20 protein-coding genes, 3 tRNA genes and 1 pseudogene are annotated in these 25,911 nt (G+C 74.5%); 21 read left to right on the forward strand and 3 right to left on the reverse strand.

What is annotated here, in order from left to right; genetic code table 11:
* Positions 1–239 (reverse strand): annotated as a pseudogene (locus tag ACFVVA_RS40520) (hypothetical protein); the annotation flags it as partial.
* A 306-nt stretch (positions 240–545) separates the two neighbouring features.
* On the opposite strand from ACFVVA_RS40520, the gene proB reads away from it, so the two are divergent.
* The 5 genes from proB (at position 546) to ACFVVA_RS40545 (ending at position 5,711) form a co-directional block, all read left to right on the forward strand.
* A complete protein-coding gene (gene proB, locus ACFVVA_RS40525; RefSeq protein WP_359910954.1) occupies positions 546–1,682 on the forward strand; it encodes a glutamate 5-kinase in 1,137 nt (378 codons plus the stop codon).
* A 174-nt stretch (positions 1,683–1,856) separates the two neighbouring features.
* Positions 1,857–2,381 carry a hypothetical protein gene (locus ACFVVA_RS40530; protein ID WP_359910956.1) on the forward strand — a complete coding sequence of 175 codons (525 nt, stop codon included), beginning with the start codon at positions 1,857–1,859 and terminating at the stop codon, positions 2,379–2,381.
* A 139-nt stretch (positions 2,382–2,520) separates the two neighbouring features.
* Positions 2,521–3,843: a glutamate-5-semialdehyde dehydrogenase gene (locus ACFVVA_RS40535; protein ID WP_387695702.1), complete on the forward strand. Its 1,323-nt coding sequence runs from the start codon at positions 2,521–2,523 to the stop codon at positions 3,841–3,843.
* Positions 3,844–3,932: 89 nt separating this feature from the next.
* Positions 3,933–4,517 (forward strand): hypothetical protein, encoded by a 585-nt coding sequence (locus ACFVVA_RS40540; protein ID WP_387695703.1) that lies wholly within the window; start codon positions 3,933–3,935, stop codon positions 4,515–4,517.
* Between the two features lie 132 nt (positions 4,518–4,649).
* Complete coding sequence (locus ACFVVA_RS40545; RefSeq protein WP_380543247.1) at positions 4,650–5,711, forward strand: hypothetical protein; 1,062 nt, start codon at positions 4,650–4,652, stop codon at positions 5,709–5,711.
* A 104-nt stretch (positions 5,712–5,815) separates the two neighbouring features.
* Here the strand turns inward: ACFVVA_RS40545 and ACFVVA_RS40550 are convergent, their stop codons facing one another.
* A complete protein-coding gene (locus ACFVVA_RS40550) occupies positions 5,816–6,946 on the reverse strand; it encodes a M48 family metallopeptidase (RefSeq protein ID WP_387695704.1) in 1,131 nt (376 codons plus the stop codon).
* Positions 6,947–7,208: 262 nt separating this feature from the next.
* On the opposite strand from ACFVVA_RS40550, the gene ACFVVA_RS40555 reads away from it, so the two are divergent.
* The 8 genes from ACFVVA_RS40555 (at position 7,209) to ACFVVA_RS40590 (ending at position 12,025) form a co-directional block, all read left to right on the forward strand.
* Entirely contained in the window at positions 7,209–7,355 is a 147-nt protein-coding gene (locus ACFVVA_RS40555; RefSeq protein WP_359910966.1) for a hypothetical protein, read from the forward strand.
* A gap of 206 nt (positions 7,356–7,561) precedes the next feature.
* On the forward strand, positions 7,562–7,717 hold the full coding sequence (locus tag ACFVVA_RS40560) for a hypothetical protein (protein ID WP_359910967.1): 156 nt from the start codon (positions 7,562–7,564) through the stop codon (positions 7,715–7,717).
* 123 nt (positions 7,718–7,840) lie between these two features.
* On the forward strand, positions 7,841–8,473 hold the full coding sequence (nadD, locus tag ACFVVA_RS40565; RefSeq protein WP_049658574.1) for a nicotinate-nucleotide adenylyltransferase: 633 nt from the start codon (positions 7,841–7,843) through the stop codon (positions 8,471–8,473).
* 14 nt (positions 8,474–8,487) lie between these two features.
* On the forward strand, positions 8,488–10,410 hold the full coding sequence (locus tag ACFVVA_RS40570; RefSeq protein ID WP_387695705.1) for an LCP family protein: 1,923 nt from the start codon (positions 8,488–8,490) through the stop codon (positions 10,408–10,410).
* Positions 10,411–10,566: 156 nt separating this feature from the next.
* Positions 10,567–11,025 carry a ribosome silencing factor gene (rsfS, locus tag ACFVVA_RS40575; RefSeq protein WP_387695706.1) on the forward strand — a complete coding sequence of 153 codons (459 nt, stop codon included), beginning with the start codon at positions 10,567–10,569 and terminating at the stop codon, positions 11,023–11,025.
* Positions 11,022–11,672, forward strand: coding sequence for a histidine phosphatase family protein (locus tag ACFVVA_RS40580; protein WP_387695716.1), 651 nt, complete (start codon positions 11,022–11,024; stop codon positions 11,670–11,672). The genes rsfS and ACFVVA_RS40580 overlap by 4 nt, the downstream gene beginning before the upstream one ends.
* Positions 11,673–11,836: 164 nt before the next feature.
* Positions 11,837–11,909 (forward strand) — tRNA-Ala (locus ACFVVA_RS40585).
* A gap of 43 nt (positions 11,910–11,952) precedes the next feature.
* A tRNA-Ala gene (locus ACFVVA_RS40590) sits at positions 11,953–12,025 on the forward strand.
* A 64-nt stretch (positions 12,026–12,089) separates the two neighbouring features.
* Here ACFVVA_RS40590 and ACFVVA_RS40595 read toward each other — a convergent pair.
* On the reverse strand, positions 12,090–12,989 hold the full coding sequence (locus ACFVVA_RS40595; protein ID WP_387695707.1) for a helix-turn-helix transcriptional regulator: 900 nt from the start codon (positions 12,987–12,989) through the stop codon (positions 12,090–12,092).
* A 102-nt stretch (positions 12,990–13,091) separates the two neighbouring features.
* Here ACFVVA_RS40595 and ACFVVA_RS40600 point away from each other — a divergent pair, with 102 nt between their 5' ends.
* The 8 genes from ACFVVA_RS40600 (at position 13,092) to ACFVVA_RS40635 (ending at position 25,700) form a co-directional block, all read left to right on the forward strand.
* Positions 13,092–14,531 carry an MFS transporter gene (locus tag ACFVVA_RS40600; protein ID WP_387695708.1) on the forward strand — a complete coding sequence of 480 codons (1,440 nt, stop codon included), beginning with the start codon at positions 13,092–13,094 and terminating at the stop codon, positions 14,529–14,531.
* Between the two features lie 307 nt (positions 14,532–14,838).
* A tRNA-Ala gene (locus ACFVVA_RS40605) sits at positions 14,839–14,911 on the forward strand.
* A 98-nt stretch (positions 14,912–15,009) separates the two neighbouring features.
* Positions 15,010–16,305, forward strand: a complete 1,296-nt coding sequence (locus tag ACFVVA_RS40610) for a hypothetical protein (protein WP_387695709.1) — start codon at positions 15,010–15,012, stop codon at positions 16,303–16,305.
* Positions 16,306–16,734: 429 nt separating this feature from the next.
* Complete coding sequence (leuS, locus tag ACFVVA_RS40615; protein ID WP_387695711.1) at positions 16,735–19,620, forward strand: leucine--tRNA ligase; 2,886 nt, start codon at positions 16,735–16,737, stop codon at positions 19,618–19,620.
* A gap of 455 nt (positions 19,621–20,075) precedes the next feature.
* Positions 20,076–20,858: a hypothetical protein gene (locus tag ACFVVA_RS40620; protein ID WP_387695712.1), complete on the forward strand. Its 783-nt coding sequence runs from the start codon at positions 20,076–20,078 to the stop codon at positions 20,856–20,858.
* Positions 20,859–20,941: 83 nt separating this feature from the next.
* Positions 20,942–21,787: a DegV family protein gene (locus ACFVVA_RS40625; protein ID WP_387695713.1), complete on the forward strand. Its 846-nt coding sequence runs from the start codon at positions 20,942–20,944 to the stop codon at positions 21,785–21,787.
* Between the two features lie 175 nt (positions 21,788–21,962).
* The gene (locus ACFVVA_RS40630; protein WP_387695714.1) at positions 21,963–22,991 is read left to right on the forward strand and encodes a helix-hairpin-helix domain-containing protein; all 1,029 of its coding nucleotides are present in this window, start codon (positions 21,963–21,965) and stop codon (positions 22,989–22,991) included.
* A gap of 57 nt (positions 22,992–23,048) precedes the next feature.
* Positions 23,049–25,700: a ComEC/Rec2 family competence protein gene (locus ACFVVA_RS40635; protein WP_387695715.1), complete on the forward strand. Its 2,652-nt coding sequence runs from the start codon at positions 23,049–23,051 to the stop codon at positions 25,698–25,700.
* Positions 25,701–25,911: the final 211 nt, after the last annotated feature.

Here is a 25,911-nt window from a genome sequence, read left to right on the forward strand (position 1 = left end):
CCCGACGGGGCCGCGGTCGAACCGCCGGCCGCGCCGCCGGTCGGGGTGCCCCCGGTGGCGGCACCCCCGGTGGCGGCGCCCGGAGCGCCGCTGGTCGGCGCCGGAGCGGCACCGGTCGAGCCGCCCGCCGGGGCGGCCGGGTCGGCGTTGTCCGGCCCGCAGGCCGCGAGCGACAGGGCGGTGGCCGCCGCGAGCGCGGCGAAGGTCAGCTTGGTGGTGTACGAACGCATGGTGCGCATTTCTCCTGGGCGCACGGCCGCGACCGTTGCCGGCCTTTGCCCAGTGCGGCGCCGCCCGTCGTGACAGGAAGGGTCGATGACGACATGGGTCCAGCGGGCAAGAAGCCGTCCCCCGATCTGGCTTGCGGTCAGGGACCATACCAGTCATCCGGATTGCCGGACGGGCTGTGGCGGGCCCGTGACCAGGCCGGGTCCAGCCGGTGAAACACCCGGCGGGTGACCTGCGCCGATCGCGTAGATTGCGGGGGTGACGGCCGGGCCCGGGCCCCGCCGTACCCGCACCACACCGGAAGGGCGTACAGCGAGATGAGCGAGGACTCTCTGCGGGACGAGGTGCTGACCGCGCGGCGGATCGTCGTCAAGGTCGGCTCCTCCTCCCTGACCACGGCGGCCGGCGGCCTGGACGCCGACCGCGTCGACGCCCTGGTGGACGCGCTCGCCAAGCTGCGCGGCCGCCCGGGGGCACCGGAGGTCGTGCTCGTCTCCTCCGGCGCGATCGCCGCCGGCCTGGCCCCGCTCGGTCTGGACCGGCGGCCCAAGGACCTGGCCCGCCAGCAGGCCGCCGCCAGCGTCGGCCAGGGCCTGCTGGTCGCCCGCTACACCGCCTCCTTCGCCCGGTACGGGATCAGGGTCGGCCAGGTGCTGCTCACCGCCGAGGACGCCAGCCGGCGCGCCCACTACCGCAACGCCTACCGCACCCTGGACCAGCTGCTGGCGATGGGCGCCATGCCGATCGTCAACGAGAACGACACCGTCGCCACCGCCGAAATCAAGTTCGGCGACAACGACCGGCTCGCCGCCCTGGTCGCCCACCTGGTCCGCGCCGACCTGCTGGTGCTGCTCTCCGACGTGGACGGCCTGTACGACGGCGACCCGTCCCGCCCCGGCACCAGCCGGATCGCCGAGGTGCGCGGCCCGCAGGACCTCGACGGCATCGAGATCGGCAGCGCCGGCAAGGCCGGGGTCGGCACCGGCGGCATGGTCACCAAGGTCGAGGCGGCCCGGATCGCCACCGGCGCCGGAATCCCGGTGGTGCTCACCGCCGCCAGCCAGGCCGCCGACGCGCTGGCCGGCCGGCCCACCGGCACGCTCTTCCTGCGCACCGGAAGCCGGACCTCCGACCGGATGCTCTGGCTGGCCCACGCGAGCAGCCCGCGCGGGGCGCTGCACCTGGACGAGGGTGCCGTCCGGGCGGTCGTCTCCGGCGGCGCCTCGCTGCTGCCGGCCGGGGTCACCAAGGTCGACGGGGAGTTCGCCGCGGGTGATCCGGTGGACCTTCTTGCCGAAAACGGCCACATCGTGGCTCGCGGACTGGTCAACTTTGATGCGAGGGAGTTGCCCCGCCTGCTCGGCCGGTCCACCCGCGACCTGGCCCAGGAGTTCGGCGCCGCGTACGAGCGCGAGGTCGTCCACCGCGACGACCTGGTCGTTCTGCGCGGCTGACCGGCCCGGCGGGCCGGCACCGGCCGCCCGGCCGATCGGCGCAGCGCGCACGGCGGGCCGCTCCGTACCGGGAGCGGCCCGGCCACGGGCGAGGAGGGGCGCAGCCGTACCGGTCGGCCGAGGGCCGACGGGGCCGGTGGGGACGACAGGACATCGCCGAACAGGAGGCCGCCGGTGGAACGCAGGCGCGAGGCAGCGCTGACCGCAGGGACGGCGGGCCGGCGGCTGACCAGCATCGACGGCGGGCGCGGGGACGGCCCCGCCGAGCCGGCCGGTCCGCCGCCGCAGAGGCCCGGCGGGGTGCGCAGGATGCGGCCCGAACGCGACCGGGCGGCCCAGCCGCCCACCGTGCCCGAGCAGGCGCGGCTGTGGCACGTCGTGCTGAGCGTGGCCGGGCAGGTCACCCCGCTGCCCTCGCTGCGCGCCTCACTGGAGCAGCTGGCGCACGACCACTCGTTCTTCCTGACCGCCCGCTACGCGGCCGACCACGCGGAGATCCGCTACTGGGAGCAGGCCCGGGACCTCCACGACGCGGCGGCCATCGCGCTGCGGCTGTGGGGCGAGCACAAGGTCACCGCGAACCTGCCGCCCTGGGAGATCGTCGGGCTGGAGGTGGTCGACCGGGCGACGTACCACAAACGGGTGGCGGAGGGCTTCGGCGACCCGCCGCCGCACCTGGGCGGCGTGCACCCGTACTGAGGCGCCCCGTACTGAGCCGCCCCCGGCGGCCGGGCGGCCCCGCCGGACCGGGGATCGTCGGACCGGGACCGGCGGAGCGGCGTCTCACCGGGCGAAATACCGCCCGGGCGGGGCGGGTGCAGTCGCTACCCTTGGCGGCATGACCAGCGACCTCGCCACCGCCGACAGCCCCGTCCTCGCCGTAGCGCGCCGAGCCCGGGAGGCCGCCGCCGCGCTCGCCCCGCTGCCGCGCGGCGCGAAGGACGCCGCGCTGCTGGCGGTCGCGGACGCCCTGGTGGCCCGCGGCGCCGAGATCGTCGCGGCCAACGCCGAGGACGTGGAGCGGGCCCGGGCGGCCGGCACGGCCGAGTCGGTGATCGACCGGCTGACCCTGACCGAGGAGCGGATCGCCGCGATCGCCTCCGACGTGCGCGACGTGGCCGGCCTGCCCGACCCGGTCGGCGAGGTGGTGCGCGGCTACACCCTGCCCAACGGCCTGGACGTGCGGCAGGTCCGGGTGCCGCTCGGCGTGGTCGGCATCATCTACGAGGCCCGCCCGAACGTCACCGCGGACGCCGCCGCGCTCTGCCTCAAGTCCGGCAACGCGGTGCTGCTGCGCGGCTCCGCCTCCGCCTACCGCTCCAACACCGCGCTGGTCGCCGTGGTGCGCGACGCCGTCGCCGCGGCCGGGCTGCCCGCCGACGCGGTCCAGCTGGTGCCGGGGGAGAGCCGGGACTCGGTGCGGGAGCTGATGCGCGCCCGCGGCCACGTGGACGTGCTGATCCCGCGCGGCGGCGCCTCGCTGATCCGCACCGTGGTCGAGGGCTCCACCGTCCCGGTGATCGAGACCGGCACCGGCAACTGCCACGTCTACGTGGACGCCGAGACGGACCTGGCGATGGCCGTCGGCATCCTGCTGAACTCCAAGGCGCAGCGGGTCAGTGTCTGCAACGCGGCCGAGACGCTGCTGGTCCACCAGGACGTCGCGGACGCCTTCCTGCCGCTCGCGCTGGCGGCGCTCGCCGACGCCGGGGTGACGGTGCACGGTGACGAGGCGGTGCTGAAGGCCGCCGAGGGCGGCCCGGCCACCGTGGTGCCGGCCACCGACGAGGACTGGGGCGCCGAGTACCTCTCGCTGGACCTGGCCGCCGCGGTGGTGCCCTCGCTGGACGCCGCCGTCGAGCACATCCGCCGCTGGTCCTCCGGCCACACCGAGGCGATCGTCACCACCTCGCAGGCCGCCGCCCGCCGGTTCACCCGGTTGGTCGACTCCACCACGGTGGCCGTCAACGCCTCGACCCGCTTCACCGACGGCGGTGAGTTCGGCTTCGGCGCGGAGATCGGCATCTCCACCCAGAAGCTGCACGCCCGCGGCCCGATGGGCCTGCCCGAGCTGACCAGCACCAAGTACATCGTCACTGGTGACGGGCACGTGCGGGGCGAGGCGACGCAGACCGTGGGCGGGGACGCGCACGGCCGCTGAACGCCGGGTGAGGGGCGTCCGTCACACGTGTGACGGACCAACTGCCGGGAGCCACAGACAAATCGCCCGGCCGGTAATACGCTGAATCCGTGGCTGAGGATGTGGGGGGCTTCCCGTACCCCGACGGCGCCGACCACGGTGGTGCGGACGACGAGTTCGCCACCGTGGTCTTCGATGAGGCCTTCGTCCGGTCCGCCGCCGTGCACGAGCCGACCGCCAAGGAGCGGCAACTCGCCGCCGCCGAGGCCCGGTTCGAGTCGGACGCCGCGGGCCCGGGCTGGGGCTGTGACGTCCCTGCGGGGGACGGACTGCCGCTGGAACTGCGCCCGTACCCGAGCGGGCTCGACGCGGACCACCTCTACCCCGATCCCTGGTCGGGGCCGGACCGGGCGGCCGACCGCCGGGTCCGGCGGCGGTGGCGACGCGGCTACGACCCGGTGCGCTCCCGCGGGCGGTACGTGGCCCAGCAGCGGTGGCACCGGCCGGTGGCCTGGGTGCTCGCTGTGATCATGGGCGTGGGCCTGGTGGCGATCGCGGTCGCGGCGATCTACCAGGGCGTGGGCGGTTCCGCGGGAGCGCCCCGGCGCCCCGAGTCCGGCACCAGCAGCGCCGGGGTCGATCCGGGGCAGGCCCCGGCAGACCCCCCGCTGGTGGTCACGGCGCCGGCGGGCTAGGGCGGGCCGGGGCGGGCCGACGCGGTCGCCTCCGGGCGCGGGCGCACGCCCGGGGGCGGTGGTCACTGAGCGTTCCCGGGAATGTGCGCCCGCACCCTCGTGGCGGCGCCGGTGTCGGCCTACCCTGGTGGTGTGGGTGACCCGAGAGAGCCTCCGGAGGGTACGCCCGAGGGCGGTTCCGGCAACGAGGACGAATTCCGGTCCGTCGTGTTCGACGAATCGTTCGTTCGGGCTGCCCGCATCCAGGAACTGTCCGCCCGGGAGCGGCTGGCCGGCTCCTTCGGCAAGGCCACCCGGCCGCGGGTGCGGCTCGGCCCGCTGGGCACCGTCCCGCGCCAGGCGCTCATCCTGCTGCTGCTCATCCTGCTCGCCTTCGGGACCGCGGTGTACTTCGGCGTGAGCTCGCCGAGGGGGACCGCGGTGCGGCCCGAGGGCAGTCAACTGACCGTCAGCCTGGTCGCGTTGAGCCCGGCGTCGGCCGTCCGCCCGGTCGCCGACCCGGCGGACCCGTTCACCGCGCTGCAGCCCGGGTACGGGGACGGCACGATCGGGCTGAACACCCCGACCGGGGCCGCCACCGAGCACTTCAGCCGGGTCGAGGTGACCAAAGCGCTCGACACCGTCCAGCGCTACCTGGTCGCCTCCTCGCTGGCCCCGGCCGCGCTGGTCCAGGGCGCCACCGCCGACGTGCGGGCCTTCGTCACGCCCGGTGAGCAGGCGGAGTTCGACGCGAGCGTGGCGCAGCCGGTGGACGACCGGCACCACGCGGTGACCGGCTGGATGGTCCGCTTCGACCCGGCGCAGGTCGCGCTGGCCTCGAACACCGTGAAGGTGGCCGGCGCGATGCGGATCGACGAGGCGGACGGCGGGACCCTGCAGATCACCACCGACCACACCTTCGTCTACGCGCTGAAGCCGGCCGGGGCCCCGGCCGGAGCGCCGGTCACCCTGGAGACCGTGCGGCGGCAGCTGACCTTCGAGTTCGACCGGGTCGACCTGGCCTCGGCGCAGCTGCGGCTGGTGGACTCGGTGGTGCAGGCCGGTCCGGAGCCCTGCGACACCTCGATGGCGGGCTTCCTGCAGCCGGTGCTGGCCACCGCGCAGGGCACGGCGGTCGCGCCGCCGACGCCGGTCGACCCCGGCAACCACGCCCGGCCGGGCTGGCAGGTGTGCGCGGTGCTGGCGGGGGGCTGAGGCGCGCCCCGGCGGCCGTGGAACGGCGAGGCGGCCGGTGCCCCGGACGGGACACCGGCCGCCGTCGCGGTCGTGGTGGGCCGACGGTCGTCGCGGCCCCGGGGTCAGCTGCCGTCGCGGTCCGCGGAACCCGAGCCCGCTGAACCCGATCCCGCTGAACCCGATCCTGCGGAGCCGTTGCCCGCGGAGCCGTTGCCCGAGGAACCGTTGCGGCCGGCGGCGCCGGTGAAGGTGTCGCGGAGCTTGCCGCCGACGGTCGCCGCGCCGCCGGCGACGTCCCGGAGCAGGCCCATCAGCGGGTCCTTGCTCTCCTTGACCGAGGTGGTGTAGTGGTCGGCGGCGGCCTTCCACTGCTCGGAGACCGAGGCGTCCGGGTCGTCCGCGCGGCGCGGGTAGGCGCCGGCCACGATCGAGCGGTAGTCGTCGCTCTCCGCCCACTTCTTCAGCTGGGCGACCCGCACCACCGCGAAGGGGTGGGTCTGCGGCAGCAGCTGGAGCACCTTGAGCACGCCGTCGCGCAGATCGCCGGCCTTCTCGTACTCCTCGGCCTGCTCCAGGAAGGCGTCGACGTTCATCTCGGCCAGGTTGTGACCGCCGGCCAGCTTCATCAGGGCCCGCATGGACGCCTGGAGGTCCTGTCCGGCGAGCAGGCCGGCCCGGTCGCTGGACAGCTCCGCCTTGCGGAACCACTCCTTGAGCGCGGTGATGATCGCGGTGATCGCCAGGTTGCCCAGCGGCACCCAGGCGATCCGGGTGGCGATGTTGGTGAGGATCATCAGCATCGTCCGGTAGACGGCGTGGCCGGACATCGCGTGGCCGACCTCGTGGCCGATGACGGAGCGCAGCTCCTCCTCGTCGAGCAGCTCGACCAGGCCGCTGGTGACCACGATGACCGGGGTGTCGATGCCGATGCAGTAGGCGTTGACCGTCGGGTCCTGGGAGACGTACAGGTCGGGGACCTGCTCCAGGTCGAGCACGTAGGCGGCGTCCCGCACCATGTCGTGCAGCTCCGGGAACTGGCGCTCGGAGGTCTTCACGGCGGTGGCCAGGAACATCAGCCGGATCGCCCGCTCGGAGACCAGGCCGGCGAGCTTCTTCAGGATGTCGTCGAAGCCGGTGAGCTTGCGCAGCGCGACCAGGGCCGAGCGGTCCGCCGGGTGCTCCCACGCCCGGGTGGAGATTCCGGGGAAGCGTTCGCGGCGGCGGCTCGGGGCCTTCACGGTCGTGTCGGTCATGGTCTGAGTACCTCCTGGTCGACGGCGGCCGCGGCCCGCTGGCCCGCCCCCCGTTGGTCTTCGCCTGCAACGACTGTCTGTGCAACGCGCGCGGTTGCGTACTCGTCCCCGGGGGGCAGCGTACGCGCGGAGCGTCCCGGGGGCGGCGGGCGCGTCACCGGGGCCGGTGGGCGGCGTCGGTGTGAGGCCGGTTTAACCTGAGTCCTGGACGACCGAGACCGGACCCGGCCGCGGTACCGAGCAGTTCGAGGAGCCCCCGCAGATGTCCACCGACACGCTTGTCAGCCTGGCCGCGCCCATCTCCGACGAGACCGGCCCGGGCCTGTTCCTGCGGATCATCGTGGTCGCGTCCTTCGTGGGCATCGGCCTGCTGGTCTGGATCATGGCCCGCGCCTTCAAGAACAACTAGGCCCTCCCGGGCCTGTCACCGGGCCCGTTCCCGGCCGGCTCGCGGCCCGTTCCCGGCCCTCGCCCCCGGCTCGTGCTCACGCCCGGTCAGCGGCGGTGGGCCGCCGAGCGGTTGCCGTGTAACCCCCCGTACGATGACGGGTGGGCCCTCACCGGCCCGGAACCACCCCCAGGTCCGTTCCCCGAGCCGAGAAGGTCCCGCCGACCATGAGCACTGCTGCCGCACTCCCCGTTCTGAACCTTCTCGCCGAGGGCGAGGGGGGCAACCACGACAGCCTGAACCCGGCCCTGACCGGTGGCGCCGCGCTGTTCATCCTGCTGGTCCTGCTCTTCATCACCACCCGCTTCAACCGGGACCGCTGAGCCGGCCGCGCGGACCGCTCGGGGAGCGTCCGGCCACCGGCCGGCCGCTCCCTCACGCATCTGCGGAGAACCCCCACCCGGCCGTTCCCGCACCGTAACGGGTGTCGCGTAAGGTGTGGCGGCATGGGAGAGCAGGCCGGGAATCCCGGCGGACCGGAACCGGTGAAGAAGCGCCTCGGCGTGATGGGCGGCACCTTCGACCCGATCCACCACGGCCACCTCGTCGCCGCCAGTGAGGTCGCGAGCGCGTTCCACCTGGACGAAGTGATCTTCGTGCCGACCGGGCAGCCGTGGCAGAAGAGCGACCGCCACGTCACCCCGGCCGAGGACCGCTACCTGATGACGGTCATCGCCACCGCCGAGAACCCGCAGTTCTCGGTCAGCCGGATCGACATCGACCGCGAGGGCCCGACGTACACCGTCGACACCCTGCGCGACCTGCACGCCCTGCACCCGGACGCCGACCTCTTCTTCATCACCGGCGCCGACGCGCTCGCCCAGATCCTCTCCTGGCGCGACTCCGACGAGCTCTTCTCGCTGGCCCACTTCATCGGATGCACCCGCCCGGGGCACACTCTGTCGGACGCCGGGCTTCCGGTGGGCGGGGTCTCCCTGGTGGAGGTCCCGGCGCTGGCCATCTCCTCCACGGACTGCCGCAACCGGGTCGCCAAGGGTGAGCCCGTCTGGTACCTCGTCCCGGACGGCGTGGTCCGCTACATCGACAAGCGGGCGCTGTACGCGCCGCGCGGGGACTGATCCAGGAGCGGTGCATGACTGATCGCAGCGACGGCCGGCGGCCGGAGGACTGGTCCACCGGGCAGTACCAGCAGCCGTACCAGGGCTACCAGAACCCGCAGCAGCAGCAACCACAGCAGCCGCAGCCGCAGCCGCAGCAGCCGCAGTCGTACGAGCAGCAACAGTACGACCAGCAGTACGACCAGTACGGGCAGCCGGTGTACGGGCAGGACCCGTACGGCTACCAGCAGCAGGGCTACCAGGGGTACGACGGGTACCAGCAGGGCGGACAGAGCGGGCAGTTCCCGCAGCAGCCGCAGCAGCCGCAGTCGTACGAGCAGCAGCAGTACGAGCAGCAGTACGACCAGTACGGGCAGCCGGTGTACGGGCAGGACCCGTACGGCTACCAGCAGCAGGGCTACCAGGGCTACCAGCAGCAGCCGTACCAGGCCGCCGCCCCGGTCGCCGCCGAGCCGCAGGCGCCGTCGCCGGTGCCGCCGTCGCAGGCCGAGGCCGCCGCACCGTCCGCCGCCGCAGCGGCCGCAGCGGTCGCAGCGGCACCCGCCGTCGCGCCGCCGCGTCCGCGGGTGCCCCGGCCCGCCGAGGAGGCGGTGCCGGCCAAGGCCGTGCCGCCGTCCGAGCAGGTCGCCGGGGCGCGGGCCGGGAAGGCCGGAAAGGCGGGCAAGGCCGGGAGCAAGGCGCCCAAGGACAGTTACACCACGGGCGAGTTCACCTTCGTCGACGAGGAGGCGGAGGAGACCGAGGACGTCATCGACTGGCTGAAGTTCGCCGAGTCCCGCAGCGAGGTGCGCGCCGAGCGCCGCCGCAAGCTGCGCAACCGGCTGATCGGCCTCGGCGTGGTGGTGGCGCTCGCGGCCGGCGGCGTCGGCGGCTACCTCTTCCTGACCGGCGACAAGCCGACCGCGGCCACCGCCGCCGGCGGGCGCCAGGTCAATGTCGTCCACCTGCGCGACCTCCAGGGCAAGGTGTCCAGCGCGCTGCTGGTCAACGACGCCTCCGGGAAGAAGGGCACGGTACTGCTGCTGCCCGACAACCTGCGGCTGCCCGGCCCGGGGGACCCGCCGGTCAGCACGGTCGGCCAGTCCATGGACGGCATCGGCGCCTCGGCGACCCGCGAGGGCCTGTCCACCGTGCTGGGCGCCCCGGTGGCCGGCACCTGGCGGCTGGACACCCCGTACCTGGAACTGCTGGTCTCCCAGCTCGGCGGCGTCCGGGTGGACACCAACGCCGAGACCCACGAGGGCGGCAAGCCGGACGGCAAGCTGCTGTCCGCGGCCGGGAAGAACACCATGCTCAGCGGGAAGGCCGCGGTCGCGTACGCGACCTGGCAGGCGCCCGGCGAGAACCGGGACGCCCAGCTGGCCCGGTTCGGGCAGGTCCTGGACGCGGTGGTGCGCACCATGCCGACCGAGTTCAAGGACGCCAAGGACGACGTGCACCGGATGAACGCGGTGCTCGACCCCTCGCTGCCCGAGGACGCCCTCGCCGGCGTGCTCGTCCAGCTCGCCCAGCAGGCGAAGGACGGCCACTTCGGCACCACCGCGCTGACCGTCAAGCCGGACGGCAGCCTGGACGAGGCGACCGCGGGCAAGCAGGTCAAGGACGTGCTGGGCGGCACCGTGAAGTCCGCGGCCGTCGGCGACGCCCCGGTCCGGGTCGCGCTCCAGGACGCCACCGGCAACGACGCGGCGGCGGCCGCCGCGCAGGTCCAGATCGTCAACTCCGGCCTGACCTTCATCCCGGGCGGCGCCAAGGCGGCCCCGCAGCCGGGCAGTGAGATCCGCTACACCGACGACGCCCGGCAGGGCGCGGCGAAGTCGCTGGCGACCAGCCTCGGGCTGCCGGACACGGCGGTGAAGAAGGTGACCGGCGACGCCCAGAACGCGGACCTGCTGGTCGTGCTCGGCAAGGACTACCAGCCGCCGAAGAACCAGTAGGGCGGCGGCCCGGGCCCCTGCGGCCCGGGTGTCGAGGTGCGGTGGCCCGGGCGGGCCCGGAAAACGGTTCCGGGCCCGCCCGGGCGGCGTGAGATCCTGGAAGGCGACCCCGGCCCTGCGCCGGGGCACCCCAAGCCGCCGAGCCGGAAGAACACCGTGACCGTCACCGACCACAGCCAGCAGCTCATCACCGTCGCCGCGCAGGCGGCGGCCGACAAGCTCGCGCACAACATCATCGCCTTCGACGTCAGTGAGGTGCTGTCGATCACCGACGCCTTCCTGATCGCCTCCGCGAACAACGACCGCCAGGTCCGCTCGATCGCCGAGGAGATCGAGGACCAGCTGCGCGAGCAGCTGGACATCAAGCCGGTGCGCCGCGAGGGCGAGCGCGAGGGCCGCTGGATCCTGCTCGACTACCTGGACATCGTCGTGCACGTCCAGCACTCCGAGGAGCGCTCCTTCTACTCGCTGGACCGCCTCTGGAAGGACTGCCCCGAGCTGCCGCTGCCCGAGGACGCCGTGGCCTCGCGCAACCGCCCGGACGCCCACATCGACGAGGCCGGCAACGCCGTCGCGCCCGCCGACGACTTCGGCAAGCCCGAGGATCTGCACTGAGCCGCGGCGCGCGCGGCCCGCGCATCGTCTTCTGGCGGCACGGCCAGACCTCCTGGAACCTCGAATCGCGTTTCCAGGGCACCACGGACATCGAGCTGACCGGCCAGGGCGTCCTGCAGGCCCAGCGGGCGGCCCGGCTGCTCTCCGGGCTCCGTCCCGACCTGCTGATCTCCTCGGACCTCGAGCGGGCCCGGCGCACCGCCGCGGAGCTGGCCGCGGTCACCGGGCTGGACGTGCAGCACCACGAGGGCCTGCGGGAGACCTTCGCGGGCTCCTGGCAGGGCCTGACCAACGCCGAGATCCGCGAGCGCTTCCCGGAGGAGTACGAGGCCTGGGCGGCCGGCGAGCCGGTGCGGCGCGGGGGCGGCGGCGAGCTGGCCACCGAGGTCGCCGACCGCTCGGTGCCGGTGGTCCTGGAGGCCGTCGGCAAGCTCCCGGAGAACGGCACGCTGGTCGTGGTCAGCCACGGCGGGACGATCCGCACCATGCTCGGGCGGCTGCTCGACCTGGAGCCCTCCCGGTGGGAGCGCTTCGGCGGACTGTCCAACTGCTGCTGGTCGGTGCTCGGCCTGGGCACGCGCGGCTGGCGCCTGCTGGAGCACAACGCGGGCACGCTCCCGCAGCCGGTCATCGGCGACGACACCTGAGCGGTACCGGTGCGGGCGGCACCGGGGGCCGGGGGCCTCTCGGGGCCCTCGGCCGGGGTCCGGAGGGAGCGGATTTCGCAGTTCCGGCCCTGACCAGCTAGAGTCTTCCTCGTTCGCAGGGAAGGAACGCGGCCCGGAAGGGAAGCGGGAGATCCGGTGAGTGCGGGGCTATAGCTCAGTTGGTAGAGCGCTTGCATGGCATGCAAGAGGTCTGGGGTTCAATTCCCCATAGCTCCACTCCGCATCGGCGGTCGTGGTCAGCCAGGGTCGTCCGTGTCGCGGGGCTATAGCTCAGTTGGTAGAGCGCTTGCATGGCATGCAAGAGGTCTGGGGTTCAATTCCCCATAGCTCCACAGCAGTTCGGAAGGCCGTCACCCAAGGGGTGGCGGCCTTCCGGCGTTCCGGGCCCGGCCGGCCTCAGGCTTCGCAGGTGTGGCTCCAGCCGCCCGGCGGCAGCGAGTCGAGCCGCTCCACCCGCTCCCGGTCCTCCGGGCCGGCCGGCAGGTACACCACGATGTAGCACTCGGGCACGCCCGGCATCGTCAGATAGGTGGCGTTCAGCCGCAGCACCCCGACCGCCGGGTGGCGGAACACCCGCAGCCAGGGCTCCGGCGGCGCGACCTCCTGGCGGTCCCACAGCTCCCGGAACAGCTCGCTGCGCGCCGACATCCGCTGCACGTGCGCCTCCCAGGCCGGCTCGCCCACGTGCTTGCCGTACGCCGAGCGCAGCACCGCCACCATCCGCGGCAGGGTCTCCTCCCGGTTCTCGCACGGGTTGCAGCACGGCGGGGCGGTCAGCATGCACCAGAGGCTGTTGAACACCACTCCGCACGACGGGCGCATCCGGTCGGTGCCGAACATCGCGCGGTACGGGCCGTTGAAGCCCAGCACGTCGAACCGGGTGTTGGAGACCGCCGCCGGCAGCGGGGCCAGCGAGTCCAGGATCACCTGGATCGACGGCGACAGCTCCGGCACCGACGGCAGCGCCCGCGCCGAGGCGGACACCCCGGCCAGCCGGAACAGGTGGTCGTGCTCGGTGCCGTCCAGCCGCAGCGCCCGGGCCACCGCCAGCAGCACCTGCTCGCTCGCGTTGATCGGCCTGCCCTGTTCGAGCCACGTGTACCAGGTGACCCCGACCCCGGCGAGCTGCGCGACCTCCTCGCGCCGCAGCCCCGGAGTGCGGCGGCGCAGCCCCGGCGGCAGCCCCACGTCCTCGGGGGTGACCCGCGCCCGGCAGGCCTTCAGGAAGCGGGCCAGTTCGGTACGGCGGCGATCGCGCCCGCCGGCCGCGGCGGGCAGTTCCTCCAGGACGGTCATGGCCCCATGGTGCCGCAGCCCGGGCCGCCGATACAGGTGCTGCCGGTACCAGGATCGGCAGGCTCTAACCACCAGTACCGGTACGGGGCCAGGCTGGCTGCCATGACGGACCTTCAGACCCGGCCCCGCGCGGCCGCGGACACCACCGGCGCCCCGGCGGTACGGCCAGGGCTGCTCCTCGCACTCGTCCTGTGCGGGCAGTTCATGTCCGTGCTCGACGTCTCCATCGTCAACGTCGCGGTCCCCACCATCAGAACCGACCTGGGCGCCTCCGGAGCCGCCCTCCAGCTGGTCATCGCCGGCTACACCATCGCCTACGCCGTCCTGCTCATCACCGGCGCCCGGCTCGGTGCCCGGTACGGCTACAGCCGGCTCTTCCAGCTCGGCCTGGCCGCCTTCACCGCCGCCTCGCTGGCCTGCGGCCTCGCCCCGGCCACCGGCTGGCTGATCGCCTTCCGGCTGCTCCAGGGGGCCGGCTCGGCCCTGATGGTGCCCCAGGTGATGAGCCTGGTGCAGCGCACCTTCACCGGCGCCGCCCGGGTCCGGGCGCTCGGCCTCTACGCGGCGGTGCTGGCCGGCGGCATGGCGCTCGGCCAGGTGCTCGGCGGCGTCCTGGTCAGCGCCGACCTGTTCGGCAGCGGCTGGCGGCCGGTGTTCCTGGTCAACGTGCCGATCGGCGTGGTGCTGCTCGCGGCCGGCGCCCGGCTGCTGCCCCGGCTGCCCGGCGACGCCACCCGGGGCTTCGACCTCCCCGGCCTGGTGGTGCTCGGTGCGTCCCTCGGCCTGCTGGTGGTCCCGCTCGTCCTCGGCCACGAGCTGGGCTGGCCCGTCTGGGGCTGGGCGATGATCGCGGCCGGTGTGCTGCTGTTCGGCCTGTTCGTGGCCGTCGAGCGCAGGATCGCCCGGCGCGGCGGACAGCCGCTGATCTCCGGGCGGGTGCTGGGCGCGCCGGGGCTGCGCCCCGCGGCCGCCGGACTGTTCGCGATCATGGCGGCCTTCGCGGGCTTCATGTTCGCCTTCGCCCTGCACCAGCAGGCCGGGCTCGGCCACACCGCCCTGAAGGCCGGGCTCTGCTCGGCGCCCGTCGCCGTCGGCTTCGGCGTGTCCAGCATGCACTGGCACCGGCTGCCCGGCCGGCTGCACCGGATCCTGCCGGCGCTCGCCGGGGTGCTGCTCGGCGGCGGCTACCTGCTGCTCGGGCTGCTGCTCGGCGGCGGGGCGGAGATCGGCGCCGGGCCGCTGGTGGAGATGGCCGTGCTCGGCCTGGCCGCCGGCTGCGCGTACGCGCCGCTGGTCGCCCGGGCGCTCGCGGGGGTGGCGCCCGAGGACGCGGCCGACGCCAGCGGGGTGCTGGTGACGGTCATCCAGCTCGGCCAGGTGATCGGCGTCGCGGTGCTGGGCTCGGTGTTCCTCGGCCAGGTCGACCTGCCGGCGCCGGCCGCCGAGTCGGGGGCGGCGTTGCGGACCACGCTGCTGGTCGACGCCGCGGCGGTGCTGGTGGCCGCGGGCTTCGCGGTGCGCGGCCGGCGGGCGGCGCGGTAGCGGGGGCGGGGGCGGGGGTGGAGGTCGGCGGTCGGCGGGTGGAGGTCGGGTGCGGGCGGCGGGTGGAGGTCGGTGGTCGGCACGTCAGCGGGGCGCGTGTGCGGTTGGCGTGCGCCCCGGGCGGGAGGCGCACGCCCGGGGCGCGGACAGGAGGATCCCCGGGCTCCGCGGACGGGGCTCCCGGGGCGCGTGGTGCGGACCTCGGGAAACGGATTTCAGGAGCACGCCCAGGACCGTGTAAAGTAGTCGATGTCGCCGAGGGAAACGGCCGGAAACAACCGGGAACCACGGTGACATCGCAGGTCAAGGGGCTATAGCTCAGTTGGTAGAGCGCTTGCATGGCATGCAAGAGGTCTGGGGTTCAATTCCCCATAGCTCCACAGCAGTCGAGAGCCGCCTCCCGGAAACGGGAGGCGGCTCTTCGCCGTTCTGCCCGCGCCACCGGTCGCGGCGGCCGGAATCCCGCTACCGTCGTGCCATGGCCGATCTGGAGCGAAGGCGGAACGAGGAACTGGCCCGGATACTCCACCAGCTCGGCTGGAGTCCGGAACGGCTCGCCCGCGAGGTGAGCCTCGCCCTGCCACCGGGCCTCGCCATCAGCTCCACCGCCCCGTACAAGTGGCGCGACCGCGGCATGGTGCCGCGCAGCCCGCACGACCAGGCGGTCTGCGAGGTGCTCAGCCGGACCCTCGGCATCGCCGTCACCTACGAGCAGCTCTGGGGCCGGATGGGCGGCCACCGCGGCGCCAAGATCCTCTCGCCCCGGCTGCTCACCGACCCGTGGACCGCCGACACCGCCCAGACCGCGCTGCGCGAGGCCGCCACCGACGCCGGACCGGTCCGCCTCACCGACCTGTTCCGCAGCGCCGACCTCGACCAGGCCGCCGCCCGCCTCGACTCCCCGCCACCGCCCGTCGGCGGCGGCGAGGGCGCGCTGCGCGTCGAACCCGGGCTGGTCGGCGAGCTCGGCCTGTCCTACCGCAGCAAGCAGAAGCTCGAACGGGCCTGCGGCGGCGGCCTCGTCCTCGGCCCCGTCCGGGCCGAACTCGCCATGCTGGCCAAGCTGCTGGAACTCGGCGCGTACGACGAACGGCTCGGCCGCGAGCTGTACGGCACGGCCAGCAGACTCGCCCGGCTGGCCGGCTGGGCCGCGTACGACCTCGGCCACGACGCGGCCGCCCAGCGCGCCTTCGTCGCCGCGCTGCGCGCCGCCCACGTCGGCGGCGACCCCCGGCTCGGGGTCGCGGTGCTCGGCGCGCTGGTCGTCCTCGCCACCCAGGGCCCCGGCGGGCGCGGACTGGACGCCGTCTCCGCGCTCGCGACCGCCCTGGACACCCACGGAGCCGCGCTCGGCCCCACCGCCCGGGCCCGCCAGTACGGCCGGCTCGCCCGCGCGTACGGCCGCCGGGGCGAGGCCGAGCTGGCCGAGGCCGCCGCCGCCCGGGCCTTCGCCGAACTCGACGGCCTGCCCGGCGCCGAGGAGACCCGGGCCGGCGTCGCCGGGATGGTGGGGGAGGGACGGCTGGCGCTCGGCGGGTACCGGATGGCGAAGGTGCTGCTCGCCGAGGCCGTGGCCGGGCTCGGGCCGGGACGGGCCCGCTCCAAGGCGCTGCTCATGGTGCGCCTCGCCGAGGCCCACCGCAGGCTCGGCGACCAGCGGGAGGCGGCCCGCACCGCCGCGCTGGCGCGCTCGCTCGCGGCGGGGATGCAGTCCGAGCGGCTGGCGAAGGCGCTGCGGGGGTTCGACGCGGCGGGGCGGGCGGCGGCGCGGTAGGGTCCTGCGGCTCTTCGGCTCTTCGGCTCTGCGGCTTTTCGGCCCGGTGTGGTCCGGTGCGGTCCGGGCCTGGATCCGCCCTCCGGCCCCGTCCCGTACGGCCTTGCGCGCCGGTCCCGCACGGCCCCGCGCGCCGTCCCGTCCCGTGCGGCCCCGCATGCCTGCGTGCGGGGCCGCACGCAGGCATGTGCACCCCGCAGCCCGCCGACCCGCTTGCGGTACCCTGAGCCCATGCGAACCGTGCGCCTGCTCCTTAGCCGGCCGCGCTGACCAGGACCGGCTGAGCCCTCGGGCGGTGCCGGAGTCGGCGTGGCGTCCCCTCCTGCGAGGGGATTTTTTGTTTTCCGCCCCCGACCCCGTCCCGGGCCGGGTACACGGGCCGGCCGCCTGTGCGGTTCGCCAACCGACATCGATGGAGCTTGAAGGACCATGAGCGAGACGACCCCTGCGTCCGGCGCGGCCGAGACCGTGACCGAGCCGTTCCGGTACAGCGCCGCGCTGGCGGCCGAGATCGAGTCCCGCTGGCAGGACATCTGGGAGAAGGAGGGCACCTTCCACGCCCCCAACCCCACCGGTGCGCTGGCGGACCCGGCGGCCGGCGACGTCACCGCGAAGCCGCACAGCTTCATCATGGACATGTTCCCGTACCCCTCGGGCGCGGGCCTGCACGTCGGCCACCCGCTGGGCTACATCGCCACCGACGTCTTCGCCCGCTACCAGCGGATGACCGGCCACAACGTGCTGCACACGCTGGGCTACGACGCCTTCGGCCTGCCCGCCGAGCAGTACGCCGTGCAGACCGGCACCCACCCGCGGGTCTCCACCGAGGCCAACATCGCCAACATGCGCCAGCAGCTGCGCCGGCTGGGCCTGGGCCACGACCCGCGCCGCTCGATCTCCACGATCGACCCGGAGTACTACCGCTGGACCCAGTGGATCTTCCTGCAGATCTTCAACTCCTGGTACGACGCGGACGCCCGCAAGGCCCGTCCGATCGCCGAGCTGGTCGCCCGGTTCGAGTCCGGCGCGCGCGAGCTGCCGGGCGGGCGCGCCTGGGCCGAGCTGTCCGTCGCCGAGCGCGACGAGGTGCTGAGCGAGTACCGCCTGGCCTACGCCAAGGAGGTGCCGGTCAACTGGTGCCCGGGCCTGGGCACCGTGCTGGCCAACGAGGAGGTCACCGCGGACGGCCGCTCCGAGCGCGGCAACTTCCCGGTGTTCAAGTCCAACCTGCGCCAGTGGATGATGCGCATCACCGCGTACTCGGACCGGCTGATCGAGGACCTGGACCTGCTGGACTGGCCCGAGGCCATCAAGCTGCAGCAGCGCAACTGGATCGGGCGCTCCGAGGGCGCCCGGGTCGACTTCGCCGTCGACGGCGGGAAGATCACCGTCTTCACCACCCGGCCCGACACCCTGTTCGGCGCCACCTACATGGTGCTGGCCCCCGAGCACGGCCTGGTCGACTCGATCGTCCCCGCCGCCTGGCCCGAGGGCGTGCCCGCCGAGTGGACCGGCGGCGCCGCCACCCCCGCCGAGGCCGTCGCCGCCTACCGCGCCACGGCCGCCGCCAAGTCGGACGTCGAGCGCCAGGTCGAGGCCAAGGTCAAGACCGGCGTCTTCACCGGCGCCTACGCCGTCAACCCGGTCAGCGGCGAGTCCGTACCGGTGTTCATCGCCGACTACGTGCTGATGGGCTACGGCACCGGCGCCATCATGGCCGTCCCCGCCCACGACCACCGCGACTTCGCCTTCGCCCGCGCCTTCGCGCTGCCGATGCGCTGCGTCGTCGAGCCGACCGACGGGCGCGGCTCCGACCCCGCCGAGTGGGACGACGCGTTCGACACCTACGACTCCGTCATCGTCAACTCCGCCCGCTCCGAAGGCGACCTGTCGCTGAACGGGCTGAGCGTCGTCGACGCCAAGGCCGCCGTCACCGCCTGGCTGGCCGAGCGCGGCATCGGCGAGGGCACCGTCAACTACCGCCTGCGCGACTGGCTGTTCAGCCGCCAGCGGTACTGGGGCGAGCCCTTCCCGATCGTCTACGACGAGGACGGCGTCATGCACGCGCTGCCCGAGTCGATGCTGCCGGTCGAGGTCCCCGAGGTCGACGACTACTCGCCGCGCACCTACGACGCGTACGACGCCGCCTCCTCGCCGGAGACCCCGCTGTCGCGCAACGAGGCCTGGGTCAACGTCGAACTGGACCTGGGCGACGGCGTCCGGAAGTACCGCCGCGAGACCAACACCATGCCCAACTGGGCCGGTTCCTGCTGGTACGAGCTGCGCTACGTCGACCCGTCGAACTCCTCGGCGGTCGTCGACCCGGCCAACGAGAAGTACTGGCTGGGCCCGACGGAGACCAAGCCGGCCGGTGGCGCCGACCTGTACGTCGGCGGCGCCGAGCACGCCGTGCTGCACCTGCTGTACGCGCGCTTCTGGCACAAGGTGCTGCACGACCTGGGCCACGTCTCGTCCGTCGAGCCGTTCCACAAGCTGTTCAACCAGGGCATGATCACCGCCGACGTCTACCGCGACGAGCGCGGCTTCCCGGTGCCCGCCGCCGAGATCGAGGAGCGCGACGGCCAGTACTTCTGGCAGGGCGAGCCGGTCAAGCGCGAGGCCGGGAAGATGGGCAAGTCCCTGAAGAACGCCGTCGCGCCGGACGACATCGCCGACGAGTACGGGGCCGACACGCTGCGCCTGTACGAGATGTCGATGGGCCCGCTGGACGTCTCCCGCCCGTGGGACACCCGCGCCGTCGTCGGCTCGTACCGCTTCCTGCAGCGCCTGTGGCGCAACGTCGTCTCGGAGACCACCGGCGAGCTGGTCGTCACCGACGACGCGCCCGACGAGGCGACGCTGCGCGCCCTGCACAAGGCGATCGACGGCATTCGCGGCGACATGGCCGGGCTGCGCTTCAACACGGCCGTCGCCAAGGCCATCGAGCTGAACAACTACCTGGTCAAGCGTGGCTCCACGCCGCGGGCGGTGGCCGAGCAGCTGGTGCTGATGGTCGCCCCGCTGGCCCCGCACATCGCCGAGGAGCTGTGGCGCCGACTGGGCCACGGCGACTCGCTGGCGCACACCGACTACCCGGTCGCCGACCCGGCGTACGTGGTGGACGAGACGGTGACCTGCGTGGTCCAGATCAAGGGCAAGGTCAAGGCGCGGCTGGAGGTCGCGCCGGGCATCTCGGACGCCGAGCTGGAGGCGCTGGCGCTGGCGGAGCCGGCGGTCGTCGCGGCGATCGGCGGGGCCGAGGTGCGGAAGGTGATCGCGCGGGCGCCGAAGCTGGTGAACATCGTCACCGGCTGAGTGCGGCTGAGCTGGATCGAGCGCCGCTGTGCTTGATCGAGTGCGACTGAGCTGGATCGAGCGCCGCTGTGCTTGATCGAGTGCGACTGAGCTGGATCGAGCGCCGCTGTGCTTGATCGAGTGCGACTGAGCTGGATCGAGCGCCGCTGTGCGCGGCTGTCGAGGCAGCGGGCGCGGAGCGGTCGGGCGGGCGTCCTTCGGGGCGCCCGCCCGGCGTTTTGCGGAGGAGCCGGCGGTTTCCGCCTGGCGGTTCGCGGAGGGGCCGGAGGATTCTCGCGGGGTTTCCGGGGCGGTCGGGACCCTCGGGGAGATCCCGGATCTGACCCTGATCTCCGTCCGCGGGGGCCGCTCGGGCTGCCCCCGGACGGCTTCCGGCGGCTACCGTGGAACCCTCGGCAATTGCGGCCCGCGTTGGGCCCGGTGGGGGCCGGAACGACGGCGGAAGGTGGCGCGCGATGGACGTGTTCGGCGTGATGATCGGCCTGGTCCTGCTCTTCGGGGTCGCGGTGATGGTGCTGGCCGTGGTCGGCACGGTCAAGGCCGCCAAGGCCGTCGGCGCGAAGATCGAGAAGCACGAGGCCAACGCCCGCCGGGCCGTGGAGACCGCCACCCTCAAGGCGAAGACGTACACCAAGGTCGGCCCGTCCGCACAGATCGCCTCCGTCCGGCTCCGCCTGCGGACCTCGCTCGACGGCACCCGGCAGGTGCTGGAGAGCGGCCTCACGCAGGACGGCCAGCTCGGCGAGTCGCTCGCCCTGCTGAAGCGGCTCGACGAGCACGCCGCCGAGCTCGACGGCGAGCTGCGGATGCTGGAGCGCGAGCCGGAGACCGTGCGGATCGCCGCCAAGCTGCCCGAGCTGCGCGAGCGGGCCGAGCGGATCACGCACTCGGCGGAGACCATGCGCTGGGCGGCGCAGGACCGGATGCAGCGGTTCGCGGACGACGAGCTGAGCCGGCTGAGCCAGGAGTGCGAGAGCGAGGCGGGGGCGCTGCGGCACTGGGACACCGCGGGGGGTGCTTCCTCCGTCAAGGCTTCGGGTGCTTCGGGTGCTTCGGGTGGTTCGGGTTCCGCCGGTTCCGGCGGCGCGGCCGGAAGTACGGCTCGGGCCCGGCTGACCGACGGGAAGGGGCGCGCGAGTGCCGAGGAGCTGCTCGGGCTCGCCGATCCGCTGGCCAAGCTGGCGCAGCGGCTGCGCAAGCCCTCGGCCGGACCCTCGACGGGGCCCTCGGCGGGCTGAGCCGGCGGGGCGGCGCGAGGCCTTCGGCCGGTGCCCGGACCGGGCGCTGTCCTCCCGGACCGGCGGGGAGTAACCTCCGGCTCATGCCCTCCGACCTCGCGCTTGTCACCGATTCCACGGCCTATCTGCCGCAGGAGACCCTCGACCGGCACGGGATCACGGTGGTCCCGCTGAGCGTCGCGGTCGGTGACTCGGTCCTGAGCGAGGGCGTCGAGATCTCCCCGAAGGACGTCGCCGAGGCGCTGCGCGGCAAACAGCGGGTGACCACCTCCCGGCCGAACCCGGAGACCTTCGCCGCCACGTACCGGGCGGCCGCCGAGGCCGGGGCGAAGGGGATCGTCTCGGTGCACATCTCCGGCGAACTGTCCGGCACCGTCGAGGCCGCCCGGCTGGCCGCCGCCGAGGCGCCCGTACCGGTGCGGGTGGTGGACAGCCGGCTGGTCGGGATGGCGCTCGGGTACGGGGTGCTGTCGGCGGCCGAGGCCATCGCGGCCGGGCAGGGCCTGGCGGAGGCGGCCGAGGCGGCCGAGCGGCGGGCGGCCCGGACCAGCGGGTTCTTCTACGTCGACACCCTGGAGCACCTGCGGCGCGGCGGCCGGATCGGGGCGGCGCGCGCGCTGCTCGGCTCGGCCCTGGCGGTCAAGCCGCTGCTGCACCTGGACGGCGGGCGGATCGAGCCGCTGGAGAAGGTGCGGACGGCGTCGCGGGCGATCGCGCGGCTGGAGGAGATCGCGGTCGAGCGGTCGGGAGAGCAGGAAGTCGACATCACCGTGCACCACCTGGCGGCCGAGGACCGGGCCGAACCGCTCGCGGAGCGGCTGCGGGCCCGGGTGCCGGGGCTGCGGGAGCTGTACGTGGGCGAGGTGGGGGCGGTGATCGGCGCGCACGTCGGGCCGGGGCTGCTGGCGGTGGTGGTCGCGCCGCGCTGAGTGGTGCGGGTGGTTGCCGGTGTGGGGCGGTCCGGCTGGCTGCCCGGCCGGCTGGTCAATTTCGGACAGTCCTGCTCACTCCTGCGAGTGACACTTTTTATCCACAACCCCCGGGTTGTCCACAGGGTTTGGCCGATTTCCGCGCGCTCGCCGAAGGACTCCTACCGTCCTCGGCATGACGACCATGGGCCTGGGCGCGGCGAAGCGCCATGCGATCAACGAGACGGTACGGCTGCGGATGGCCGCGCTGCTGCCGGCGGGTGGCGAGCCGGCGGGTGACGAGCCGGAGGGCGGCGTCGGCGGGGGCTTCCCGGGGTCGGCCGCATCGCCGACAAGGGGCCGGGCGGCGGCTGCCGGCGGCCCGTCGTTGCCGTCGCAGGCGGCGGTGCCGACGGCGGTGCCGGCAACGCCGGACGCGGTTGCCGCGCCGGATCCGGTTGCCGCACCGGATCCGGGTGATGCTGTGGATCCGGGTGATGCTGTGGATCCACCGGAGGCCGGGGCACGTCCGCGAGTCCCCTCGTTCGCCTCGTTCCCCCCGCTCGGCTCGGCGTTGGCGCTCGACCGGCGCGCGGTGGCCGGGCTGGCCATCCTGCTGCTGTTCGCGGTCGGCTACGCCGTACAGCACTTCTGGCTGGCCCGGCCGCAGACGGTCGCCGTGCCCGCGTCGGCGGCCGTCGCGGCACCGGCGGGGGCCGAGCCGCCCGCTCCCGCCGACGCCTCCGCCGTCGACCCCAGGGCCGGGCCTGCCACCGGTGCGGGGACGGAGGTCGTGGTGGACATCGGCGGGCGGGTCCACCTCCCCGGCCTGCACACCCTGCCCGTCGGCTCCCGGGTGGCCGACGCCCTGCGGGCGGCAGGCGGGCCGCTGCCGGAGACGGACACCAGGAGCCTCAACCTCGCCCGCGTCCTGACGGACGGTGAGCAGATCCTGGTCGGCGAACCGGGGTCCGCCCCCGCCCCGGCCGTCGTCAGCAGCGGGAGCGGACCTCCGGGCCCCGCCGCGCCCCGACCACCCGTCAGCCTCAACCGCGCCACGCTCGAACAGCTCGACACCCTTCCCGGCGTCGGCCCCACCCTCGCCCAGCGCATCCTCGCCTACCGCACCTCGCACGGCTCCTTCCGCTCCCTCGACCAACTCCGGCAAGTCAGCGGCATCGGCGCCCGCACGTACGCGGAACTCCGCCCGCTCCTCACCCTCTGACGCCGCCACTGCCGTCGACCCCGCCCGCTTTCCCGGCCACCGAAGGGAGGTACCGCCATGTCCGCCGTCACCACGCCGGCCGGTCCGGCCGCTGCGCCCCGCTCCGCGGGCGCCGACTTCCGGCTGCTGCTGCCCGCCGTCTCGGCCTGGACGGTCACGGCGGCGCTCCTTGGCCTGGAACCGGGGTACGAGGCCCTCGCCCTCACCGCGGCCGGTCTGGCCGTGCTCGCGGCCGTCCTGCTGCTCACCCGGCCGGGGGTCCTGCGCCGGCGCGGGTCCTCGGCGACGCTGGCCGCCGTCCTGCTCACCGGCGCGGCGGCCGCGATCGCCACCCCGCTGCACACCTCCGACCTCCACCGGGGGCCGCTGCCGGAGCTCGCCCGCGCGTCCGTGGCCGCCGAGCCGGGAACGCCGTCCCCGGTGGTGGAGGTGGAGCTGACGATCACGGGGGACCCGAAGGCCCACACCTCCCGGGGCGGCCCCGCCGCCGGGCAGACGCTCCTCACCGTCGAGGCGGTGGCCGATCGCGTCACCACGCTCCCGGACGGGCGGAGCACCCGCACGCGGACGCCGGTGACTGTCATGGTCCGAGGGGCGCGGATCGAGCCCTGGCAGCGGCTGCTCCCGTCCCAGCGGCTGGCGGCGGAGGCCGAGGTGCGGCCGGCGGGGGAGGGACATGACACCGAGTCGGCCGCGCTGCTGGTCGTCCACGGGCAGCCCCGGCAGCTGGCGCCGCCGAGCCTGCCCCAGCGGATCGCTGGCCGGCTGCGCGAAGGCCTGCGCACGGCCACCGACGGACTTCCGGCGGACGCGCGCGGGCTGCTCCCGGGGCTGGTGGTCGGCGACACCTCGCGGCTGCCCGACGACCTCGACGACGCCTTCCGGGCCACCGACCTGGTCCACCTGGTGGCGGTCAGCGGGGCCAACCTGGCGATCGTCCTCGGTGCGCTGCTGGGCGCGCCCGGGCAGGCCGGCACCCCGGAACGGCACGGGCTGGCCGCGCTGCTGGGGCTGTCACTGCGCACCGGTGCGCTGCTCGGCACCGCGCTGACCCTGGCCTTCGTCACCGTCTGCCGGCCCGAGCCCAGCGTGCTGCGGGCCGCCGGGACGGGGCTGATCGGCGTGCTGGCCCTGGCCGCCGGCCGTCCCCGCAAGGCGGTGCCCGCGCTCGCCGGAGCGGTCCTGGTGCTGGTCCTGCTGGACCCGTTCCTGGCACGCTCGTTCGGCTTCCTGCTGTCGGTGCTCGCCACCGCCGGGCTGCTCGTCCTCGGACCGCACTGGGCCGAGGCCCTGCGGGCCCGTCGCTGGCCGTACCACCTGGCAGGCGCGGTCGCGGCCACGGCGGCCGCCCAGGCCCTGTGCGCGCCGGTGACGGTGGTGCTGTCCGGGCACATCAGCCTGGTCGGCATCCCCTGCAACCTGCTGGCCGAGCCGGCGGTGGCCCCGGCGACGCTGCTCGGCTTCGGGGTGCTCGCCCTGCAGCCGCTCCTTCCGGACCTGGCCCGTCTGCTCGCGGAACCGGCCGGAGTGCCGGCCGGCTGGCTCTCCTTCGTGGCACGCCGGGGTGCCGAGCTTCCGGGCGGCCAACTGGACTGGCCGGGAGGGTGGTTCGGGACGGCGACGGTCGCGCTGGCCGTCCTGGCCGGCTGCTGGGCGGCGCCGCTCCTGCTGCCCCGACGGGCGCAGCCCGGCAGCCCGCTGCCGGCGTACGGGCGGCGGCGCTGGGCGCGGGCCCTGGTGACGGGGGCGCTGACGGCGGTCCTGCTGGCCGTGCTGCTCCGCCCGCCGCAGCTCACCCGGATCGCCACCGGCTGGCCGCCACCGGGGTGGCGGCTGGTGATGTGCGACGTCGGACAGGGAGACATGCTGGCCCTGGCGGCGGGGGCGCCGGACAGCGCGGTGGTGATCGACGCCGGGCCGGATCCGAACGCCGCGGACAGATGCCTGCGCGACCTCGGCATCACGACGATTCCCTTACTGCTGCTGACGCACTTCCACGCCGACCACGTCGAGGGCGTGCCGGGGGTACTGCGGGGCCGCAGGATCGGCGCGGTCGAGGGCACCACCCTGGACGATCCACCGGGCGAGGCCGCCCGGGTGGCGGGCTGGGCGGCAGGCGCGGGCCTCCCGCTGCTGAGAGCCGGTCGAGGTGAACGGCGGTCGGCCGGCGCCGGGTTGGCCTGGGACGTGGTGTGGCCCGTCCCCGGCTCGGCGGTCGAGGCGCCGGGCCCGAACAACGCAAGCGTCGCCTTGATGGTGGCACTGACAGGAGGACTACGGATGGCACTGCTCGGCGATCTCGAACCGCAGGCCCAGTCGGCACTGCTGGGCCGGATGGGGAAGGCCGATGTCGTGAAGGTGGCGCATCACGGATCGGCCCACCAGGACTGGGACTTGGCGGGTGCCCTGCGGCCCCGGCTGGCCCTCGTCTCCTGCGGCGAGGGCAACCCGTACGGTCACCCGTCCCCGAGGACGGTCGACCACCTGCGCGCACTCGGCGCCACCGTGCTGCGCACCGACCGGGAAGGGGACATCGCGGTGACGGGCGACTCCCCGGCCACCCTCGGCGTCGCCGTCCACCCCCGGCCCGCCCATGCGGCCCGCCGCCCCGGCGCGCACGCCGGGACCGGCGGCGCTCACGGGCACGGCCCCGCACCCCACGCCCATCCCGAGCAGACCCCGGGCAGCCCCCGAGCCCCGCCCACCTGACCCCCGCGCTCTCCTCCTCCCACCAATCACGTGGGGGCATGGAAAGTAGAAGGGGGTGGTGGGAGGAGGAGCGGCGCAGAGCCAGCAGAAACGTTCCGGCGCGCTCCGGGCCCCCCCCCCGCCCCCCCGGGCAAAAACACAAACGCCGGGGGGGGGGGAGGGGGCCCCCCGCCACGCGGCCCCGGGGCCCCCCAAAAGGGGGGTATTTAAA

Origin of the sequence: Kitasatospora sp. NPDC058048 (assembly GCF_042885555.1) — a bacterium.
Classification (GTDB): domain Bacteria; phylum Actinomycetota; class Actinomycetes; order Streptomycetales; family Streptomycetaceae; genus Kitasatospora; species Kitasatospora lactacystinica.